The organism is Methanothermobacter tenebrarum (assembly GCF_003264935.1).
Lineage (GTDB): Archaea > Methanobacteriota > Methanobacteria > Methanobacteriales > DSM-23052 > Methanothermobacter_A > Methanothermobacter_A tenebrarum_A.
The window spans coordinates 1-21922 of record NZ_QLOE01000010.1; the positions used below are offsets into that span (position 1 = coordinate 1).

Below are 21922 nucleotides of genomic sequence, written 5' to 3' on the forward strand. Positions count from 1 at the left end.
TTCTTCTGGGTGCTTGTGCTTTGGTCTCCGAAGTCCCATTTGTAGTATTGTATTGTCCCTGTACTTTTATCCTGGAATTGGACATTATAGCCTTGTATTGTGTAGGTGTAGTCTGCCCTTGGCCTTACTATAATTCCACCCTTACCTGTAACATATTCTACTGTTACATAGTTTGGTAGTCTTCCTGTGCTGTTGTAGAAGTTTATTATCCTTGCATTGGCATATATTAGGCTTTCTGGGCGGACTTGTCCGATGGCTGTGCTGGCATAATTCGGCGACCTCCCATAGGATTCCATGAAAGCCTTAACATTCTTTGCCACCTGCAGGTATCCTGCTTTTTGGAGTGTTCCTGTTCCTGTTCCACTTGGACTGGGCGGGGAGGCCATACTATTGAATGACAAGCCAACTCTCCTAGCCTGATCGAGGTTTATGATGGTTGTGGATGAGGCGTAGAGGTAGTCGTCTGCCGACACATTCTTACCGTTAATCGCAACCTGTGATGGTATTTTTTCATGTTGTGCGGTGTAGTTTCCGATCAGCTTTGAAGCGTCACAAATCTCATTATAGGATAAACTCACAGCTGAAGAACTGCCCAAAAGACAGAAACAAGAGAGGATTGCCAGAAAAAACAACAACCTCCTCACAGCCACCACCATAATATGATAACACATTATAGTATAAAAAGATTACTATCTCTTTTAGGGACGAAAAATATAAATATGAGGATTTTGGGGGTTGTTTTATTTGTAATGTTGCATGATCATGTTCTCCCTTCATTTTTTTCTGGTGTTCCTTAACATAATTGCCTCTGCTAATCTGTACGTTGTTGTTCCATTTTTTTACCTGCAGCCCCTGTAACTGTAATACCGACTCCAGAAACAGCTCACCCCAAGGATTCCAACCTAAATAGCTTCCAGATCATTAAATACTCCTAAAGCTATAACACCAAAGCCCAGCAGGTTGAAAAAGTGAAATAATTTTTCATATCTAAAAAAATCAAAGTTTTGATGTTATGAGGTATCATTCCTATAAATAGGCACAACCACTCCAAATTGCTAATATGCCTCTTCAAGTGTGTAGCCCAACCACCAGGCAACCATGCAAGCATCAGAAACAAACCTATTATACAACCCCAACTAAAGTGCCGCCAATTACATATTTTCCAACTTTATGCCAAATTAAGTTTATATATGTCAAAAGTTTATTTCCTTCTTTGTTGATCAAATGTAAGTAAAATTAACGCCGCTATAGCCACTACAGTCATAATAGTTCTTAGTGATAATGGCTGTTGGGTTAATACTACTATATAAAAAAATAAAGCCAAAAATATTGTGTAAAACAAGAGTTTTAATCTTCTTCCAGGACTATTATAAATACTTTGAAGTCTGATGTATCCATAGAAAGTTAGTATCATTAACATGAACATTAACAATCTTAACTCTAAATATTGGAAAAAATTAAATTCTATGTATAAAAAAATGCCAAAAAATACCACGCACAAAAGTAATGTTATTCTTTTTTCATTTTTTTCACTTATCTCAAACATACTTCTTCCACTCCCTAAAATTAAAATAATAATTAGGTATATGTCCACCATCCCTCATTAACATGCGCTGTTCCTATAGTACCTAAGTAAGCTGTCCCTAATAAACCAAAAAACTTACCCACTGGATAAACTCCTTACCATGCCATTTACCCTTCTTCTTCAACCGGTACTTCCAGTTTTTACCAATGATCTTTTGCATTTCCTCTGTGCTGAGGGTTCTATTCGCTGTGTTCTCCGCGGTTTTGTTGTAACATCCATGTTTATTCATCTTAGATGTTTAAGATCTGGGCTTCCATTTTGTTTTTTGTTCGCTGTATTTTAATAATGCTTTTGATGGCTTTTCTCAGTCTTTGGATCAGTTACTGGTCTTTTGATGGTTAGCACTGTAAAGACGATATATGCGACGGCGGTTACTGTAAGCGCGACGCATGTGGCCCCCACAACATTTTTGTTGATGGGTGTTTTTGTGAGGATGGCATTTGTTAAACCTATGAGGTTGAATCCCAGTGTGAACAGCGCGCTGATCAGTAGTGTCCTGGTAAGGCAATGATCATAGCATCCACCAAGACCTTTGATAACCCTATTCAAACCGGTCATGTACAGTATAACCATGACATCTAAAATGAGGATATAAGCTGCTGAATTAATAGCGTTTCCTGAGACAATATAGAAGAATGGGGCCAGCTCATCCCCCTGCATCCACCCTGATAAAACTACAGCCGCACTTATGGCAAAAACCGCCAGCAACGTTAATATAAACATTTTATCTTTCATGATTTTTCTCCTCTTTTAAAATAATTGGTTGGATGGTTAGTATTCTACATAATGTATACAGTGATCACGCCCCAAGTATGCTTTCACTCTTTTATTTGGCGGGTGATATGCACAGTATTTCCAGTACTTTCGCGGCACATACTTATCCCTGACAGTGACTATTATATTACCCAAACCATATAATGTAATAGGAAGCCACCACAACTTGCCTCTAATCTTTTGCATTTCCTCTGTGCTGAGGATTTTAGCTGAGTCTGTGCCTTGTATTGGCTGATCTGTTGAGATATTCATTGAATTCATTTCATGTTCTGTCTGGTTGTCTGATGCCGTTCTGTTTTCCATTGCTTCTGTGTTATCACTGCTCTTGATTATGAGGGCGTATCCTGTGTAGATTTCCTGGAATTCTTCCAGTGACATTTCTATGTTTCCCATGGTGGGGTCTGCTAGTTTAACGGTTTCATTGTTGACTTCCCTGATGAGGGTGTAGTGTCCCACACCATCACTCATTGTATAGGCGATCATGTTCTCGTGGAGTTCTGTGATGTTTAGTTTCATGCCTGTCATGTTAACGCCCTTGGCCTTTGCCGCCTCTAGGAGGCCCTGCATTGTTGTACCTTCTTCTGTGGTCCTGGCGAGTGCTGCTAGTTCATCTTCGGTTGTGTTTATTCCGAGTTTTCTGAGGAGGGTGGCGAGTGCTGCCGGTCCGCAAGTGTAGTTCCTGGTCTGCAGGACCACGCCGGTGGTATCTGCTGTGATGTTATCGTCTATAGTGAACTCTGCTGGATCCGTGAAGTTCTCTTCCAAGTTATCTGCTGTGGATAAGTCCATGGGATTCGTGGAGTTACTGCTGTTATCCCGTGGGGTTTGTGCGGCCGCAGCAGCGTTAAAAGATACTGCGAGTGTTAAGAGGATCAGCAAACCCCAAAGACACGACTTTCTCATCCACTATTCACCACCTATCAGGTTGATAATAAATCTATAAAAAAACTCATATATATATTACGGTTCACTTTTAATGTATTAATCACATAAAAGGAGGCCTTTAAACATCACTCAGCTCACCTCTGAGGTGATCAGTAGCAAATAAGGAAAGATGGAGGGGGAACAGGAGTTTTCAATGAATTATGGATGCTTAACACTATTAAAGAATCCATTTGCATGATGCTGTATTTAAGTAAGGGGGGATGTTGGACGCTCAGTGCATGTATGGATGTTAATTTATCTTTTCAATGCAGACAACCTCTATTGGTACTTCTGTTTTTGAGTTTAGGCGACTTTGTGAAAACCAAGATGGAGGAAAAATATAATTAGCATTTTATCTCATATTTAAATCACCCTCTTTTCCTGTCTTTGGCTTCTTCCTATTTTTCATTTTCTTGTTTAAGTGGGCGCCCCTTTTTTTTGGTTTGTTCAAAACCTATAACGAACATTATTCTGATCATCTAGGATACTTCCAATTTTTTGGGATGGAGATCTTGCCGAAATATGGTTAAGTTTTTTTTATGTTTCCATCCACTAACCCCCTTTTTTGTTGACCCAATCATCTCATCTTATCTATTCAAATTAAAGACCCCAAAACTTAATTAGCATGAAATCCGAGAAATTCTTCGAACCCGAAGGTTTAGAGAACTTGCTCGAAAAGCTTGAAAACTTCACAATAACACGTAAAAGTCTAAATAATGGGGATAATTCGTGAAAAACGCTAAAGCAGCCAATCGTCACCCCCTTCTAATGGGCATATCTGATTTTAGAGGTCATACCATACCTAAATTAGAATCATGTAAAACCAGGGAGATATAGCCTCTCTTAGCATATGACAATACACTTTGACCAAAGTAAGAACAAACCCTTTATTTGAATTCCACGATTCGACTGTCAAGGCAAAAAGTTTAAAAGTCCTTGATGGTAAGATCAGAAAAAGTTGATAGAGGGGCCTACGAAATTTTATGACTTGAACAAAAATGAAATAAGAATTATGTCTCTTATTCAGACAATTCACATTCTCCGACAATCTTTTCATCTTCTCTAAATCATTTTCTGAAAATTTTAATTTTTGATGTTAGCTCACGGAGCTAACTAAAATGCAAAATAAACCACAAGATTTTTTTATCATATTCAGATTCATCCACAAAGCAAAAAATCATCCTACTCACTATAATGGATAGTCCAATAGGGGGTGCTGGGCGATTAACAGAAAATGAATATTTTAAAAATCTTTATGTTGTTTTAAATGTGGATAAAGATATGATTAAAAATTCTGCAGAAGAATTTCCTATCTAAAATGGAAATTGAAATGTATAGAATCCTCTAACTTTCTTTTGGAGGGGGTAGAATTTTTTTAAGGGGGATTCCTTGATAGCAGGAATTGTTTATGGTTTCGCTCGATGAAGAAGTAGTTGCCATTTAATGGGAATTTGAGAGCAACAAGGTTTGGGTGGGATATACGAGGAAAAAATGGCAGTTAATTTTTCCAGATTATGTTCTTTTGGCCTAAGATCATGCCATATTTTTAATAGTGCAGTTTCATTGGAAAATCTTAAGGTTTGGAGGGAATTGGCTTCTAATGCTTGAGGCTTTCTTTGGACATAGATTAAAGTGGACCTGTCGGGATTTGAACCCGAGGCCTCCGCCTTGCGAGGGCGGCGCTCTACCACTGAGCTACAGGCCCCCCCATTTTAATTTTTCCATGGTCACTACTCAGGGTACCTCTTCTATGGGATGGTTTAATTTCTAAGAATACTTGCCAAGTTTCCTATATATTTTTCCTACTTAATCTTTTACTTAAACTTTAAGTTTGAATGGAAGACATGAAGGAAATTCGAATACAAACCATGAAATTAGAGAAGGCATTAAATTATGAAGAAGCTATCATGGCTGCAGGGAAGAAGGGTAGAAGATGTTGATATCGCATGTCCAGTGGCGATAGCAAACCTTGCACATTAAAGCACGCGCAAAGGGCGATGAGAGCAGGGATAACCCGCGAAGAACTTGTTGAAGCAGTGGCTGTCGCCGCGTCCTGCGCAGGCTCGGCCTTCAACACAGTGATATTAAAAGAGCAACATGCCTTGAACTCCCCATTGTAGGGGTCATTTCGTCACAGAAAGGTCCCCAGTAAAAAATGCTCACAATATTTGCAGTCCTCTCCAACCTCCACAATTCTGCAACAAACCAGCTAATAACCGCTCCATGCCTAACCACATAAAATAGTGAAAGAATCTAAGGGTTTTCAGTAAAATGGCCAGCCAATCGAGTACACTGTAAGCTTGGGGGATGCTCTATAGACCTATAATTCTTTGTTCATATGGGGCAAGTCTAATTTGAAGTGCTCAGATCGCGAAAAGCTAGAATACAGCGTAGGCCTTGAAAATGTGAAACCCGTTAATAAAGGGGGACTGGGAGTAGGTGTCGGATCCCCCTCCACGCCTAGATCGTCTAGATTGACAAGTATGGTCTTGGCACAGGCCCCCATCATAGGCTGATAGTGTCCAGCTCCCCTTTCCCAGCTAGGAACACTTTAATGCTTCCTCTATAAAAGAAGGAAATAATAATATATAACATATGATAATAAAAAGAGTTTGTGTTATGAGGAGAACAGGTCATGCTAACTTGCCACTTCATGGTGGTCATGTTCCAAGGTGGCTATTTAACCGGATGGTGAAACTTGCCAATGCCATAACCTCTATCATAATAGAGGAACATGGTAGTCGCGAATTTTTAATGAGACTTTCCGACCCATTCTGGTTCCAATCATTTTCTTGCATACTCGGCTTTGATTGGCACTCCTCCGGGGCCACGACAACGACCTGCGCAGCCTTGAAAAGTGCTGTCAGGCCAGAAGAGCATGGAATATTTGTAGCTGGTGGGAAAGGCAAAGCTTCAAGGAAAACACCAATAGAACTAGAGTATGCTGGAAGATTCTTCGACATCGAATCCCAGGATTTGATTCGTGCAAGTCGATTGGTGGCCAAGGTCGATAATTCATGTATACAAGATTCATACCAGTTATATCATCATACATTCATAGTAGATGAAAATGGGGAATGGACAGTAATCCAACAGGGACTTAACAATAATAGTGGATATGCACGCCGCTACCACTGGTCAAACCAAAACTTGGAAGATTTTATTGAAGAGCCACATACTGGTATTGCAAGTCCTAGCCGAGAAAAGAAGGTCTTGAACATGACCTCAGCTAAAAGTAGAAGTGCCAGGAACATCAGCTTAGATATTGTATGTGAAGGGCGCTTACAAGAATATACAGGTCAAAGAACACTTTATAATTATAGTATACTTGAGATGCCATCACATCATGAAATAAAGTTTTCAGAGAGGGATTTGGAAGTGTTCCAGCGAGCTTATGAACTACAACCAAGAAGCTATGAGGAACTACTCCTGGTTAAAGGTATGGGTCCTAAGAAGATAAGGGCTTTGGCGCTCATTTCAGATCTAGTTTATGGTGAACCTCCAAGTTGGGAGGATCCTGTAAAATATACTTATGCTCATGGTGGAAAAGACGGGCATCCTTATCCAGTAGAAAAAAAGGTATATGATAATACAATCCAGTTTCTTGAAGATGCCATCAATGATTCTAAGCTGGGAAGAGAAGATAAGTTAAAGGCGCTTAAATCACTTAAAGCTTTCATCCCAGGGAAACAAGGATAAAAAGGGGAATCTCTTTTTTTGTGAAAGGAAAAATTTATGTAAAAGGAGAAAGTCAATATAAGTCTTGGGTGAAATCATTGGAATCAATAAAGTTGCTTTTTTATTTTATCCTCGGCGGAATTGTTGTAAGTTTAACCACATATTTCGGGAGTGAAAATAAAGGCGTCCTTGCGGCTTTTATTGCCATGTTTCCTTCTGTAACTGTCCTTACATTGTCCATGATCTATCTGGAGACTGGTATTCGCCCCGTACTCTCATATATTAGGGGTTTGCTTCTTCTCACACCAGCATGGATCTTATATCTTATTTGTCTTGTCTATATAGCTCCCAGGCATGGTTTCTGGCCGGCTTTGGCCTCGGGGGTGGTCTTGTATCTTGTCTTTGCTGGTTTGATAGTCTTTGGATTTTAGGATCTATACTCCTCCCACTTCTAGGAGTTCGAAGAATTCTTTCATGATATTCTTGGTTAGGGTGTCCATCCTGATTATATTACCATTTTTAGGCTGGTATAGTCGCGCTTTTTCTGTTTTTGAAGCGTTTATGATTATTTTTTCTTCGCCCCAGTGCCTTGTAGGGTCTATGATGAGAATGTCAAGTCCTTTGTAGTATTCTATGTTCACGAAGCCCCCGCAGCTTCCAGGATATATTATAGTGGTTCTTAGTGGAATTTCCACCATTTTACATGCATCTAGGAAGTCTATGAAAGGTTCGCCATCACCTATAGCCTTCTTCAAAGCCTTTAGTATATTCATGTGTTTTACCCCCCCATTGTTTATAGAGGGGGATCTTAATATTTGTAGTGGTTAAAATAGGATTTTTTATGAAAACCACACACTCCGTATTACTATTTTTTCTTCCATATTTAAACTGTTAATACTTTATTGTGTGTTTATATACCCCTTCCATTATAATCTTTTAATGGTGATCCAATTTGAAATTTTCAGTGTTTCCATTCACGGCAATCATAGGACAAGAACATCTTAAAAAAGCCCTCATATTAAATGCCATCGACCCCACCATAGGTGGAGTGCTCATAAAAGGAGATAAAGGCACTGGGAAATCCACCGCCGTAAGAGCATTCGCAGAACTACTACCAGCAAGAGAAGTGGTTGACGGTTGCACATTCAACTGCAACCCAAATGAAACCCATCTTCTCTGCCAAGAATGTAAAAAGACCCTTGAACAGAAGGGCAGACTACCCACCATAAAAAGGAAAATGTCAATAGTGGAACTCCCAGTCTCTGCCACAGAAGACATGGTAGTAGGGTCACTTGACATTAAAAAGGCATTGCGTGAAGGCATTAAAGCCCTCGAACCTGGTATACTCGCCCGTGCAAATGGTAACATACTCTACATCGACGAAGTGAACCTCCTAGATGATCATGTTGTCAATGTTCTGCTTGATGCAGCTGCAATGGGAGTTAACATCATCGAAAGAGAAGGAGTCTCAGTATCCCATCCATCCAAATTTATACTAGTTGGTACAATGAACCCAGAAGAAGGAGACCTAAGGCCCCAAATACTTGACAGATTCGGACTCTGCGTAGAAATTAAAGCCTTAACAGACCCCCAGCAAAGACTCAGAATAATAAAATATAGGATGAAATTCGATGAAAACCCAATAAAATTCCAGGAAAAGTTCCGAAAAAAACAGAAAAGATTACAAAAGATGATATTAAACGCGAAAAACCTCCTAGATGAAGTTGAAATTTCAGAGGATCTTCTCGAGCTTATAGTGAAAATATCAGCAGCCCTAGGTATCAGGACACATCGAGCAGATATTATAACAGCAAAAGCCGCCACGGCAATAGCAGCATTCAACCAAAGAAAAAAAGTGAAAGAAGAAGATGTGAAAGAAGCCGCGCTACTCGCACTAAAACATAGAATAAAACAATTACCATTCGAAAAAGAACAAGAAATCGACGAAGAACTAATCGAAGAACTAATAGAGGAACCAGAAGACGACTTCGAAATAGATAAAAAGAGAAGACTCAAAAAAGATGTGAAAATAGCTGAATTCACAGGCACCATACAAGGCAAAAACTCCGCCAACATCACAGGAAAAAGGGGCAAATACATCAAAGCCAAGGAAACCACAAACCCAGATAGTATCGCCATCGACGCAACAATAAAAAAAGCCATAAGAGAAAACCCAGAAAATCCCATGGAAACACTACCAGAACACCTAATGGAAAAAGTGAGAATAAGCAAAGCAAAAGCACTATACCTCATACTACTAGACTCATCATCCTCCATGAAACTCGACAAAAAAATAAAATTCGCCAAAACCATCGCATGGCTACTACTCAAAGAATCCTATGAAAAAAAGAACAAAGTCGGCCTCATATCATTCAAAGGCGATGAAGCCCAGATAATAAGCGAACCCACAACAGACCTTACAAAGGTCAACGAAGCCCTTGAAAACTTGCAAATCGGGGGTAAAACACCATTAACCCCAGCTCTTATGGAAGCAGCTAAACTAGCATCCCAATACAAGGAACTAGCCCCCACAATCATAGTCATATCTGATGGCCGCTGCAACATCTTCATAAAATCTAACCTCGAAGAAGACCTTAAAATACTCTACCCAGAACTCAAAAAACTAAACCTAATATTCGTGGATGCGGAGCCTAAAGGACGCAATATAGGAGTCCTTGAAGAAATCGCGAACAAGTTCAATGCTCCGATATTCTATCTTGACGATATATTAATCTAAATTTTTGGGGAGGTTGAAGATGATCAAATTCAAAAGTTTCACAACAAGAGATCTTGCCTTTATAGGTCTTATAATAGCAATCATGTATATTGTGCAAACAATCACAATTCTTGGCGTGTCAGCCTTAACCCCAATCGATGCATTCAAATCAATTGCATCAGCCTTTTTCGTTTGTATAGTAATAAGTATTGGTCTTGCAAAGGTTGGGAAAATAGGAACATTCACCATAATAGGCCTCGTGAATGGGATAATATGTGGTTTCATAATGCCCGCATTCTTACCACTTTTACCAGCAACTTTTCTTGGAGGTCTGGCTGGTGATATTACAGTAGGAGCTTTTTATGGGGCATATTCTTCAAGGAATTCACTGGTCACGGGCATTGGTGTTGCAAAATTTATTGAGACCGTGGTGATTTTAACTGTACCGTTTATATTCGGCTTCTCAAAGTTTATGCTGGCACCGGCACTTATAATAGTTTCAGCGGTTGTCGTGGCAATCCTTGGGATTCTAGGAGCTCTTGTAGGTTATGGGATTATAATCGAACTCAGAAAGGCGGGTGCGATGGAATAATAGTGGGGGTTTAATCCTTTGGATTTCAACAAGATATTTTCTCCGTTCATATGGACAAGTAAAGGGGGAATCTTTGAAGATATCAGTCCCATCGCAAAGATCTTAGTGATAATCGGAGCCACCATCTTATCTGTGATAATATCTAATATCTGGCTTCTTATCCTAATGGGGATCGTATTCCTCATTCTCATATCATATTCAGGGACGCTAAGAGCAGCCAGCCCATTTTTATCGTTCATCGTGTTCTTCTGGTTTCTATCAATTGTCATAATAATAGCCATTTACAGAAACCTTGAATATGCTCTAGGATTTTTAAGCCAATTTTTTGCAAGATTCTTCATAATCTCTGCAGCAGGACTCTTCTTTGCATTCACCACATCACCAATAAAACTTGCAAAATCACTTGAATCCCTTAAGATCCCTGGAGAAATCATATTCACACTCACAGTAGCCCTCAGATATATACCTACACTAGCATTTGAAACCGCCGCCATATGGGACTCCCTTAAACTGAGAGTTAATCTTCCAAAGATTGAAATCCTAAAAAAACCATCACTCCTTTACAGGGGCCTTATAATACCCCTTATAATACGAGTTGTGAAGATATCAGACGAGGTTGCGATCGCAGCAGAATCCAAGGGCTTCGATCCCGGTAAAAAACCGGTAGAAAGTCTTCAATTTGAGTACAGGGATTTTATATTTGTATTTATCCTCCTAGGATTTTTCACTACCCTAAAGATAATCGAATACACCTACATGACCCCCTGATTCCAAAGATAAACCAAAGAATATGTGGTTGTGATAAATTGGACATGGTGTCATTTGATGATGTAAGCTACACTTACCCAAATCAAAAAGAAAATGCCCTAAAAGAAGTCACATTCCAGGTTAAAAAAGGTGAATCTCTTTTCATAACAGGTAAAAGTGGAAGTGGAAAATCAACGATTGCAAGAGCAATCATAGGAATAATACCACACATAATCAAGGGAAACCTTGAAGGTAACGTCATCGTAAATGGAAAGAATACCAGGAATGTAACTGTTAGGAAACTTGCCACAGACGTTGGATATGTGTTCCAAAACCCTGAATCACAATTTTTCACCCTCACTGTAGACCAGGAAGTTTCACTTGGAGCGGAAAATCTCGGCCTCGATGAAATCGATAAAAGGGTTGAAAAGGCGCTCCAGCTGGTCGGCCTCGAGGATAAGAGATATGAGAGCGTTTTTAACCTTTCAGAGGGTGAGAAACAGAAGGTTGCATTGGCTTCACAGCTTGCAATGTCGCCTGAAGTGATTGTGATGGATGAACCCACATCAAATCTAGATCCTAAAGCTACTGATGACTTCTTTAATATACTTTGGAATCTGAGGGATAAAACATTGATACTTATTGATCACCGCACTTATAGGGTCCCTGAAATTTTTGAAAGGGTTATTGTAATGGATAGTGGGATGATAGTTGAAGATACAGACAGTGAAAAACTCTTAGATCCTGATTTCAGGGATAGATATGGTTTAAGGCGTCCTGAAAGGGTTTACAATTTGAATTATTCGCAAAAAATGGGTTGGAAATCACTTTTGAAGGTTTCTAATGTATCGTACAGTTATGGGGATGGTTTTTCAGTTGAAGATGTTAACTTTGAACTTGGTGAAGGTGAAGTTCTTGGGATCGTTGGATCTAACGGTTCGGGAAAAACTACACTTGCAAAATTGATCACAGGACTCCTAAAACCTGACAAAGGAAAAATTGAACTGAAGGGTAGTGTAGGTATGGTGATGCAAGATCCTGATCATCAACTCTTCATGGATACCGTGGAGAGGGAGCTTACCTTTGGACTGGAAAATGAAAAGCCCCCAATTATGGTTATAAGGAGTATGAATCTCCAGCATCTGATGAAAAGGCACCCTCATTCACTCAGCGGCGGGGAAAAACAGAGAACACTAATATCAGTGTTTCTCGTAAGAAAGCCTAATCTTCTCATAATGGATGAACCAACAACTGGAATGGACTTGGAGAACATGAAACGGCTTGTAAATTGGATAAAGAAACTTAAAAGGATGAGTTTGTCCCTGATAATAATATCACATGATCTTGAATTTCTCGAAATGGTCGTTGACAATGTCCTAATGCTTAAAAATGGACGCCAAATATCAGCTGATATAAATTCCATATTCAATTAATTTGCAGAAAAACAAAAAAAATGGTAGGGAGGTCTTTTATTTTGAATAAAATATTGGCAATCACCACAATAAATAATACAATATCCCTCAAGGACGCCTTGAACAAGATAAAGGACAAGTATGGGGACATCCTAAAAATCAAGAAAATATACCTTGACAAGTATGAGGACCCAAAAGTGCCCCTAGATGATATAAAAAAGGATATCATGGAATCTGATGTTATACTAGTTGATATAAGGGGTGATGAACGCCTAGGCAGAGAACTACCCCACCTATTAGCCGGTGAAAAAAAGACAGTCATCTCACTAGTCTGGGGAAGCCAAAGGATACTCAGCCTCACAAGAATGGGAAAACTAAACTTGAAAGAACTCATCAAAGAATTCCAGAAAAAAGGAGCCAATATAGACCCACTCATAAGAGAAGACGAACTTAAAAATATAATAGAAATCCATGGCTCAGAGGAAATCAAAGAAGACCTTAAAAGATGGCTCAGAATCCTAGAATATTATAAACAAGGCGACCCTGAAAACCTCAAAAACATGCTACTCTACATACTAAGAGAATACTGCAACACAAAGATAGGAAAGATACCTAAACCAGAAAAAATGCCCAAATATGGACTCTACCACCCATACAAAGGAATCTACAAAGACTTAGAAGAATATAAGGCCGCCTCTGGTTTCAACCCGGAACTAGACACGGTTGGCATACTATTCTATAGTGGAATGCACTTTGATGACACAAGACCACTCGTAGAATCACTCTACGAAAACCTCTATGATAAAGTAAATTGTATAATGGTCTTCTCAGACGGCATCGAACACAACATAAAAGCCCTCAGAGAATACATGATGGACATCGACCTCTTCATAAACCTACAATACTTCCAACTCCACGGCGGCCCATATGGAGGCGACCCCAAAATTACCTACCAATTACTGGAAGAAATCAATGCCCCTTATCTTATATGCTTGAGGGGTTATGAGACAGATCTTGATGAATGGGAGACCAGCGACGAAAGTCTTAAACCGATGGAAGTAATATTAGCTGTGATTTTACCAGAATTAGATGGTGGGATTGAACCATTTTTCACGGCAGCTATGCGGACAAAAGATGACAAGGACCTTGGAGAAGTCAGAATAGTTGAAGTAGTCCCTGAAAGGATGGAAAAATTCTCCAAAAGAATCCTTAACTGGTTAAAACTCAAAAATAAAGAGAATCATGAAAAAAAGATCGCCATAATCATCTATAATTATCCTCCAGGGGAGGGCAATCTCGGGAATGCAGGATACCTCGACGTCTTCAAAAGCCTTGAAAGGTTCCTCAAAAAACTCAAAAAACACGGATACAAAGTCAAGATACCAGAAAAAAACCTTAAAGATCTTCTATTAGAAAATGGTATCATGAACACTCCAAGATACCTCGAAAGGTCAGGTCATCATCTCAACATAGAAGAATATACCAGCTGGTTCAACAAACTCCCAGAAAAAATCCAAGAGAATATAATAGAATACTGGGGCGAACCCCCAGGGAATATAATGACAGACCAAGAAGGGATAACATTACCCATACTCGACCTTGGAAGAATATATCTTTGTGTGCAACCTTCAAGGGGAGTCCATGAGGACCCAGAAAATTACCATAGCAAGGACTTGCCTCCACACCATCAATATCTAGCATTTTACCACTATCTTGAAGATATTCTTAAAGTAGATGCCCTAATACATTTTGGAATGCACGGAACACTGGAATTCACCCCAGGCAAAGAAATAGGCCTTTCAAGTTCATGCTACCCAGACCTACTGATAGGCACAACACCCAACATATACTATTACTGGGTGGGTAACACCTCAGAGTCGACCATAGCAAAAAGAAGATCCTATGCACTCTGCATTTCACATGCATCACCTCCAATGAGACCATCAAACCTATACGGAGAATATCTAATACTTGAAGACCTCATAGAACAATACAAAGAAGATAAAGAAAAGGAAACCCTCAAACTCATAGAAGAAAAAGCCAAAACATTAAACATGCCCACCGACTTGAACGAAATCGAAAAAGAACTCCAAAGGATGAAAAAACGCCTAATACCATCAGGCCTACATTATATGGACAGAGAATGGAGCCTAAAAGAAAAAATAGATTATCTCTTAGGAGTTTTAAGATTTGATAGGGAATATCCATCAATACTCAAAATACTATCCAAAAAATTCAAGAAAGCGTCACCAGAAAAGTTGGAAAAAGAAGCCAAAAAAGCACTGAAAAATATCCTAGAAGGCAAAATCCCAGAGTACCTGCCAAAAGATTACATAGAATGGGTGAAAAAACTCTCTAATACCATCAACTTCTCATCAGAGAGCAAATCGCTCATAAAAGCCTTAAATGCCGAGTACATCAAACCCAACCGGGGCGGGGATCCCATAAAAGATCCGGAAACATACCCCACAGGTTATAGTATGTTTGCATTCGATCCAATGAAAATACCAACAGTAGCATCAGAAAACAGAGGGCGCAAAGCCGCAGAACTCCTAATCAAACAACACCTAAAAGAACATGGAGAATACCCCGAAAGTATAGGAATAATCCTATGGGGATTCGAAACCCTCAAAACCGGCGGAGACACAATATCAATGATACTAGAACTTCTAGGACTCCGCCTAACAAGAAAATACGGGCCATGGGTCAAAAAATTCGAGGTAATCCCATTAGAAGAACTTGGAAGGCCCAGAATCGATGTATTAGTGAATATCTGCGGAATATTCAGGGACACACTAGGCACCCAGATAGACCTACTAAACAGGGCATTCAAACAAGTAGCAGAACTCAACGAACCAGAAGAAATGAACTACATAAGAAAACATTATCTTGAAGACAAATCCCTCGCAAGGGTATTCGGACCCTCACCAAAAGAATATGCCACTAACCTCCCCCAGCTCATTGAAAACAGCTCCTGGGACGAAGAAGGAGAACTATCAGACGCCTACACAGATTGCATGTCCTATGCATACTTGCCAGATGGCATAAGGAGAGAGGATGAAATCCTAAAGAAACACTTGGCACGTGTCGACCTCGTAACCCAAGAGAGAGACAATGTTGAATATGAGGTCACAGACCTTGACCATTACTATGAATTCCTCGGCGGACTTTCAAGTTCAGTAAAAGCATGTAAAGGCAAAGAAGCCACCATAAAAGTCATAGATTCGACCGAGGAAGAACTATACATTGAAGACCTTGACAAGACGATTGAAAGGGCTGCCAGAACTCGTATACTTAACCCCAGATGGTTAAATGGCATGCTAAAACATGAATTTCACGGTGCAAAACATATCAGGGACAGGATAGAACATCTACTAGGATTTTCAGCCACCACAAATAAAGTTGAAAACTGGATATATGAAAACGTAGCCGACAAGTTAATACTCGATCCAAAAATGAGAAAAAAACTCATAGAAAACAATCCATTCGCCACCATTGAAATTGGCGAAATACTACTCGAAAGCGAAAGAAGAGGATACTGGAAAACCTCAAAAGAAAAAATCCAAAAAATCAGGGAAACGCTAATATCAATAGAATACAAACTAGAATAAAACATCCTCCCTACGAGCAGGGTGACATTCCACTATTCCACTCTTACAGTGTGAAGTTGCGGATAACAACAAGAGATGATATTATATTCCCCCCTCCATGTTAAAAAGAAGGTTTATCCCAAAAATAGCCGCCTAAAGATACATGTGTGTACACTTCACCTAAGCATGGGTTTATCGTCCATTAAAAATCAAATTTAGTGTCTAGATCTTGGCAATGGACAAAAAAATCTTATGTATAATTTGGCGAAATTCTCCGTTAATTCCTGAAACCTCTCCTAGCAAGGTTAATGCCCAGATTCCTCTCATCAACAATATACTAAGGCAACAAGCGACGGTCACTAAAATCTTGGCCGTTTTACACCATTCAGTCTTAGATTCCAACTTTTCACCACAATTCCGACAAAATTTAACGCCCTCAAGGTCTCTGACCCCCGCAATTAGGACAAAATCACGAAAAACACACTCTTAATTCTACAAAGGGTTAGGATCTCCAAAATAATGAAAGAACCTTTGCATCCTCTCACTGTCCAAAAAAGTCACTTATATTCTCTTAAAATTTAAAGGGCTATTGATCAAAACTATCAGAGAAATTAGCCTAGTGGGTATAAGATCCAAGGAATGATTATTCCACCACCAATTAAGTTTTATGATCGAATAGAAACACAAAAAAATAAAAAACATAAATTTTTTGAATTTGGGGTGAGCAAATGAAAAAAAACTTGGATATTGTTATTAGTTGTGTTCTTATCAGTATATATATACGCCTCTTTCAGCGGACCAGTGGCGCAAGATGATGTCATAAATGAAACATTACCATTAGCACTTGAATATAATAAGACAAAAGAGTATGATACAAGAGACATTCCAATCAAGGGAAAAATTATTTGCTGTCCTCTATCTTTCCCTGATTTTGAAGATTTTATTTATGAACCTCCCATCTAATCCTCAACATAATAAACTTGATCCTGAACTGCCCGAATCAATTAGATCTAAATTTGGAGATAGCATACCCTCAGAATTGTGGGCTCCTCCCACTTTCGATAATAACACAAAAAATACTATTTTATACGGCGGAAAGAGATTATGTAGATAACTGGAGTACAAGGTAGCAAAGTTGCACCTGGATACAAGCTGCAGGTAAACGTCATCGTTGTCTACTGGCCAGAAAAGAAAGTTGGAGGCTGGGGCTTCTTTTTCGGGTGATGAGCCACCGGATGTATATTCGGCTGGGATAAGTGTGCCTGATGCAATTTATGGCGATTTCCCATCTGACAAAATTGAAAAATGGATAAGATCACACTATGTTAGTGGATAAGACATTGGAGATCCATCAGATAAGATTTTATGTGAAGGTTGATAGAATACGTTCAAAAAGTAGAGAGATGACTCTCCCAAAGGAGTTTTCTTATGGGTTTAAAGGGGGGATCTCATATAATAATTCACCCTTAGTGTTTCCTTCCTATCTCATACCCTGTTGCATATGTACGAATGTCTAATGGGGAAATGACAGGTCCACTTTACCTTAGCATGCATATGACGAAAGTTACATAAGATGCAAAATCTTCACCCGGCAAACGAATGAAAATGGGGATGAGCAAAAGGCCTTCTATTGGCCTTTTAGATTATATGTAAGATGTTGAACGAAATGTTGTCATGTAAGTTTCATGGGACCCCAGGAAAAAGGGAGGTTCTAAGGTCCTAACAAGAATCCGAAAAATATTTTACTGGTAACCCCCCGTTAGCTTTTTTCATGAGTTTAGGCCTTTAGTAGGGGGATAAGGTAAATCTTGTACTTTCGATGCAATTTTTTTCCGATTGGGTTTAGGTTAACTGATATTATCACGAAAAACCCTTAGAGACTTTAGATGTGAGAGGCCGGAAGTTTTGACTAGTCAACTTCTGGCATATTTTTTTGTCTAAGCGCTAAAAAAACTACAAAAAAGATTATCCAATTTTCCACGAAATTGCACAAAAAGGGATCTTGGTTATAATACCATTTGGGGGGGTCTTGGAATTCTTTGAAATCCCCTTGACTATCCAAGCGGATCATCCTTTTTGTCTATAATTTTGTTGGAGAAAGCCGGGTTGATGCAATAATAAATTTCACATGGCCCTTGGTTCATTATCCTTTCATCAGCAAGAAATTTATGGGTAGCCCAAAAGAAATTCTATGAACATGAAGGATCCCAATCCTGAATACAATGGGGTATATTAGCAGATTATGGGGGGGTTTTGGGCTGCGTGAGTTCATATATCATGGCATTCAACCTTTTTTTGATCACAGTAAGATTTCCTTTTCTAAAATGTAGGGAAACATATTTAAGATAATATATTATATCCATATCCATGAATCATGAGGAGGGTATCAAATTTGTTGAGTTACAAAAGGATAATATTAGCACTGATTGTTAGTATGTTTATTGTTGGTATTTACATTTTTTTTAACGCCACAAGTAGTGGAGAAGGATATAATTTTAGTGCTTTTGAGGTGAGCCCTTCTAATGCATCATATATAGTGGTTGGCGATTCCTATATTAAGGTCTCCCCAAGGGAGAGGGTGGTCACTCAAGTAGATAGGGTGATAAGAGACAGGGCATCAAATTATAATTTGGATGTCCCCCCAGATCATAGACCCCGTGATCCTAGCGAAGTCGTGCCTTGGATGGAAGGTGCAAGGATACGTGAATTGATGAAATATGCCAATATCACAGTGATACCAGCGACAAATGTAACTGTTAAGAAGATTAATGGAAGCTATTTTGCACCTGATGATAAAGGAAATTTCGTGTTTGAAGTTGATGTGAGTAAATTGGGCCGCTTAAATTCGATTAGAATTGATGAGAATACATGGAAAGAGATAGACACGCACGGGATGAATGTACTAGTCCCCACGGCAATTGAAGAAAATGCATCCTTGGTTGTTGGTTGTGGTGATCACCCTGGGAAGGCAAAGGCTGAAGCATACCTAGCAGAGCATGGTATAGATTGTTACGCGCCCTGTGACAGGTTCACATCCAACATAATGCCCTACAAAGGCCCTGGGACTATCCTAGGCAGCGCCCCCATAAGACCCTTAAAGGATGGGGAGGGTGCGATTATCGGAGCCCAACCAATATATTTCAGCGTGGATGAGAAGATAGTGGTCCAAACAACCACCCGAGCCTACCCTGACCAATATTGTGACACCCCATACAGGTATTTCACGAGCCTAGAACGCAAATATGGGATTGACTTGGATTTAGTGGTTGTTGATGCCAATGCCGGGGAAGCCTATAAAGTTGTTGACAAGGCGCGTGAAACTGGAGCCAAGATTATAGGGGTTAGAGTACTGAATGAAAAGGATAAAAAACCAGTTGAAGAATGGTTAAGGGAAGATAGGAGTCATAGGGCGATCCTATTCCACTCCGCCGCTTATGAGCCAGGTTACTCCCTGTTTTTTGAATTCCCATACCAAGTGGCCGGACAAGACCCAAACCCAAAATTTATCGGGAACATTTCAGATTCACAGATACAGGAGATATTTGATAAGATAAGGAGTTTGTGGGGTGGATAAAAAAACCCCAGGATCTCACATGATCCCCTATTTGCCCCCATACAGCCACTAGATATATCGGGGGGATGAGTGGGCATATGATGATAGGATTCCTTATTATCACCTATCATTAGTTTGAGCATCTGGTTAGCCATGATACTTTTTTTGACCCCCCCAAATTTGTGTAAATCTGAAAAATTTCAAAATAGGGGATAGTAATATCACTAGCCCAAGGGAAATAACATAGTGCCCCCCACATAATCAAAGGCTAGATATGCAATTATGGCTAATCCTTTCATGTTATAGTCTTCTGGGGGGGGTAACATCCCATTTAGCAGATGATTATCTCCTTTAAATTCTTTTGGAGGGTTATCACCCATTTTTGGCATGAACATAAGGTTTTTCTGGTTAGGAGATTTTCAAGGGGGCTTATTTCATCGCCTTATATGTCCCCAGTTTTTTACAGGCGCACACTCACCCTGCTTCTAATCACAAGTCAAAAAAGAAGATTATTTCTATTACAATTATCTTGTTCATGGTTTCGATTTGAAAACAAGTATTACTAAACCTCAAATTATAGGATCCCAGCCATGAGGCAGACACCAAAATTTCGACTTGTAAACGAGAATCACCCCCTTGTTTGAAGGGAAATTTCGACTTGAAAAACTTGTAAAACAAAAAAATGAAGATTCTATTTCATGCCAAGAGAGTGCGGATTAGAGTGATAGCTTTTGATTTTAGAATTTGTAGAAAATATCTTATGTAACTATATAAGTTAACATATTGTTATATAAGAAATAAGGTGATCACATATAATACAATTCTAGGAATACTATGGAAATAGTATCCACCCTCCCACATTTTTCTAAGTTAACAACAGACCGGCTTTTGGGTGGGGATTCAAAAACACGAGAAAGGGATGTGGAAATGAAATTTAAATGCACTACAGCGAGTTTAGCTGGGAGATTGGCTCGTTTCATAGTCAAGCTTGGAAGAGGTATGGGTAGGAGTTTCCCAGGCTACCTATTCCTTAGAATAGGTGGTTTTGATTGTCTAAGGGAACTTTCAAAAAGATCGAAAATTGGCAATATACTCATAACCGGGACTAATGGTAAAACAACAACCACAAAAATGTTATGCTTGCTTTTAAAGAAAGACTCTTCAGTCTCATGCAACTTCGACAGCAACACAGTAAATGCTGTTGCAACTGGATTACTCGGTGGAAAAGCCGAGTTCGGAATATTCGAGTATGGTATAAGAACAGCTAAATATTCCATGCCAGATACAGTCTGCAAATATGTGGATCCAATAGGCGTCATATACACAACAATCTCAAGGGAACATACAATGGTCGCTGGAGAAAAAAACCCGTTCAGAGAATATTTTAAGGCCAAGAGATTGCTTTCAGCTCCAATGAAAAAAGGTTTTATAATTTGTAACGCCGATGACCCAAGAACAGCCTTCATTGGGATGGAAAAAGAAAAAGACGTCCAAGTGGCCTATTATGGCCTTGAGGTGGGCTTGGAGGATGAAACACCGCTAAGCGCACCAGTTCATTGTCCAATATGCGAGGAAAAACTAGAATATTCAAAAAGGTACTTGAACCATCGGGGAATATACAGGTGCAAATGTGGATTTTCAAGGCCAGAGCCACACGTCAAATTAACAAGACTATCCAAAAAGGACAAAAAATGGGAAATAGAAATTAGTAGTGAAACATGCAATTATACAAGCCAAAAAAGGATATCATCAAAATTCAAATTAGAAGTTCCAAATTTCGGCATACACAACCTCTACAATTTCCTTTGCGCATCCACAGCTTATATAACATTCACACCCCATCCAGAAAATATAAAAGAAACAATAATAAAAACAGCCCAGGAACTTGAAAAATTCACCCTACCACCTGGAAGATTTGAAATTTTCAAATTAGGTGACAAGACTGTGGGGATAGGCCAGGGAGACAATGGAGACGCGCTAAAAGCCAATCTCCAGGTCCATCCATCAGATGAGATGACGCTTATCTATACTACCCCAGACAAAGGGGAAGATGAAATATTCCAAGATCACCTAAGGGTTATCAAATCCGCAAAGCCTATGAAAATTCATGTTTTCCCAGGGAGAGAATCAACCTCTGCCGCGAGAAATTATTATAAGACCATTAAAGAATATTTCGACGCCAGTTTCCATCCGATTTCAAATAAGGAGATGGACAAGAAAATAGATGAAATCCTCGGAATCATAGACGAGTCATCTACAGAATCTGTCATGGTCAGTGGCTGCGGACCAGAACACCTATTCTGGAACAAATTAAAATCAAAATTTAAATCAACCTTTATTTAGGCCGCGGC

General features: G+C 39.4%; 16 protein-coding genes and 1 tRNA gene. 12 read left to right on the forward strand and 5 right to left on the reverse strand.

The genetic code is table 11. The annotated features are described in order from the left end of the window. The 3 genes from DPC56_RS06955 to DPC56_RS06970 all read right to left on the reverse strand — a co-directional run. The coding region (locus DPC56_RS06955; protein WP_281267925.1) for a pseudomurein-binding repeat-containing protein at positions 1 to 596 on the reverse strand (596 nt) is incomplete at its 3' end. 1268 nt (positions 597 to 1864) lie between these two features. Further along, positions 1865 to 2320 (reverse strand): hypothetical protein, encoded by a 456-nt coding sequence (locus DPC56_RS06965; RefSeq protein ID WP_112094362.1) that lies wholly within the window; start codon positions 2318 to 2320, stop codon positions 1865 to 1867. A gap of 36 nt (positions 2321 to 2356) precedes the next feature. Continuing rightward, the gene (locus tag DPC56_RS06970; protein WP_245923958.1) at positions 2357 to 3262 is read right to left on the reverse strand and encodes a C39 family peptidase; all 906 of its coding nucleotides are present in this window, start codon (positions 3260 to 3262) and stop codon (positions 2357 to 2359) included. A 1215-nt stretch (positions 3263 to 4477) separates the two neighbouring features. Here DPC56_RS06970 and DPC56_RS08475 point away from each other — a divergent pair. Further along, positions 4478 to 4600 (forward strand): hypothetical protein, encoded by a 123-nt coding sequence (locus DPC56_RS08475; protein WP_281267926.1) that lies wholly within the window; start codon positions 4478 to 4480, stop codon positions 4598 to 4600. Positions 4601 to 4916: 316 nt separating this feature from the next. On the opposite strand, the gene DPC56_RS06980 is transcribed toward DPC56_RS08475, so the two are convergent. After that, positions 4917 to 4988, reverse strand: a tRNA-Ala gene (locus DPC56_RS06980). Between the two features lie 241 nt (positions 4989 to 5229). Between DPC56_RS06980 and DPC56_RS06985 the strand changes: the two genes are divergently transcribed. The 3 genes from DPC56_RS06985 to DPC56_RS07000 all read left to right on the forward strand — a co-directional run bounded on the left by DPC56_RS06985 (position 5230) and on the right by DPC56_RS07000 (position 7392). Beyond that, the gene (locus DPC56_RS06985; RefSeq protein WP_112094364.1) at positions 5230 to 5403 is read left to right on the forward strand and encodes a carboxymuconolactone decarboxylase family protein; all 174 of its coding nucleotides are present in this window, start codon (positions 5230 to 5232) and stop codon (positions 5401 to 5403) included. Positions 5404 to 5902: 499 nt separating this feature from the next. Next, positions 5903 to 6982, forward strand: a complete 1080-nt coding sequence (locus DPC56_RS06995; RefSeq protein WP_112094409.1) for a DUF763 domain-containing protein — start codon at positions 5903 to 5905, stop codon at positions 6980 to 6982. Between the two features lie 77 nt (positions 6983 to 7059). Then, positions 7060 to 7392, forward strand: coding sequence for a DUF3147 domain-containing protein (locus DPC56_RS07000; protein ID WP_112094410.1), 333 nt, complete (start codon positions 7060 to 7062; stop codon positions 7390 to 7392). Between the two features lie 3 nt (positions 7393 to 7395). Here DPC56_RS07000 and DPC56_RS07005 read toward each other — a convergent pair whose 3' ends face one another. After that, positions 7396 to 7734, reverse strand: coding sequence for a hypothetical protein (locus tag DPC56_RS07005; protein WP_112094366.1), 339 nt, complete (start codon positions 7732 to 7734; stop codon positions 7396 to 7398). Positions 7735 to 7913: 179 nt separating this feature from the next. On the opposite strand from DPC56_RS07005, the gene DPC56_RS07010 reads away from it, so the two are divergent. The 8 genes from DPC56_RS07010 to DPC56_RS07050 all read left to right on the forward strand — a co-directional run bounded on the left by DPC56_RS07010 (position 7914) and on the right by DPC56_RS07050 (position 21914). Next, positions 7914 to 9698, forward strand: a complete 1785-nt coding sequence (locus DPC56_RS07010; protein ID WP_112094367.1) for a VWA domain-containing protein — start codon at positions 7914 to 7916, stop codon at positions 9696 to 9698. A gap of 19 nt (positions 9699 to 9717) precedes the next feature. Next, positions 9718 to 10269, forward strand: coding sequence for an MptD family putative ECF transporter S component (locus tag DPC56_RS07015; protein WP_112094368.1), 552 nt, complete (start codon positions 9718 to 9720; stop codon positions 10267 to 10269). Positions 10270 to 10287: 18 nt separating this feature from the next. Next, on the forward strand, positions 10288 to 11037 hold the full coding sequence (locus DPC56_RS07020) for an energy-coupling factor transporter transmembrane component T family protein (RefSeq protein ID WP_112094369.1): 750 nt from the start codon (positions 10288 to 10290) through the stop codon (positions 11035 to 11037). Between the two features lie 44 nt (positions 11038 to 11081). After that, positions 11082 to 12449: an ABC transporter ATP-binding protein gene (locus tag DPC56_RS07025; RefSeq protein WP_245923966.1), complete on the forward strand. Its 1368-nt coding sequence runs from the start codon at positions 11082 to 11084 to the stop codon at positions 12447 to 12449. Positions 12450 to 12490: 41 nt separating this feature from the next. Then, positions 12491 to 16039 (forward strand): cobaltochelatase subunit CobN, encoded by a 3549-nt coding sequence (locus DPC56_RS07030; RefSeq protein ID WP_181454416.1) that lies wholly within the window; start codon positions 12491 to 12493, stop codon positions 16037 to 16039. 847 nt (positions 16040 to 16886) lie between these two features. Further along, the gene (locus DPC56_RS08235; RefSeq protein WP_181454417.1) at positions 16887 to 17132 is read left to right on the forward strand and encodes a hypothetical protein; all 246 of its coding nucleotides are present in this window, start codon (positions 16887 to 16889) and stop codon (positions 17130 to 17132) included. A gap of 1395 nt (positions 17133 to 18527) precedes the next feature. Then, positions 18528 to 19592, forward strand: coding sequence for a hypothetical protein (locus DPC56_RS07045; protein WP_245923959.1), 1065 nt, complete (start codon positions 18528 to 18530; stop codon positions 19590 to 19592). 906 nt (positions 19593 to 20498) lie between these two features. Next, positions 20499 to 21914: a Mur ligase family protein gene (locus tag DPC56_RS07050; protein ID WP_112094411.1), complete on the forward strand. Its 1416-nt coding sequence runs from the start codon at positions 20499 to 20501 to the stop codon at positions 21912 to 21914. The last annotated feature ends 8 nt before the right edge of the window (positions 21915 to 21922 follow it).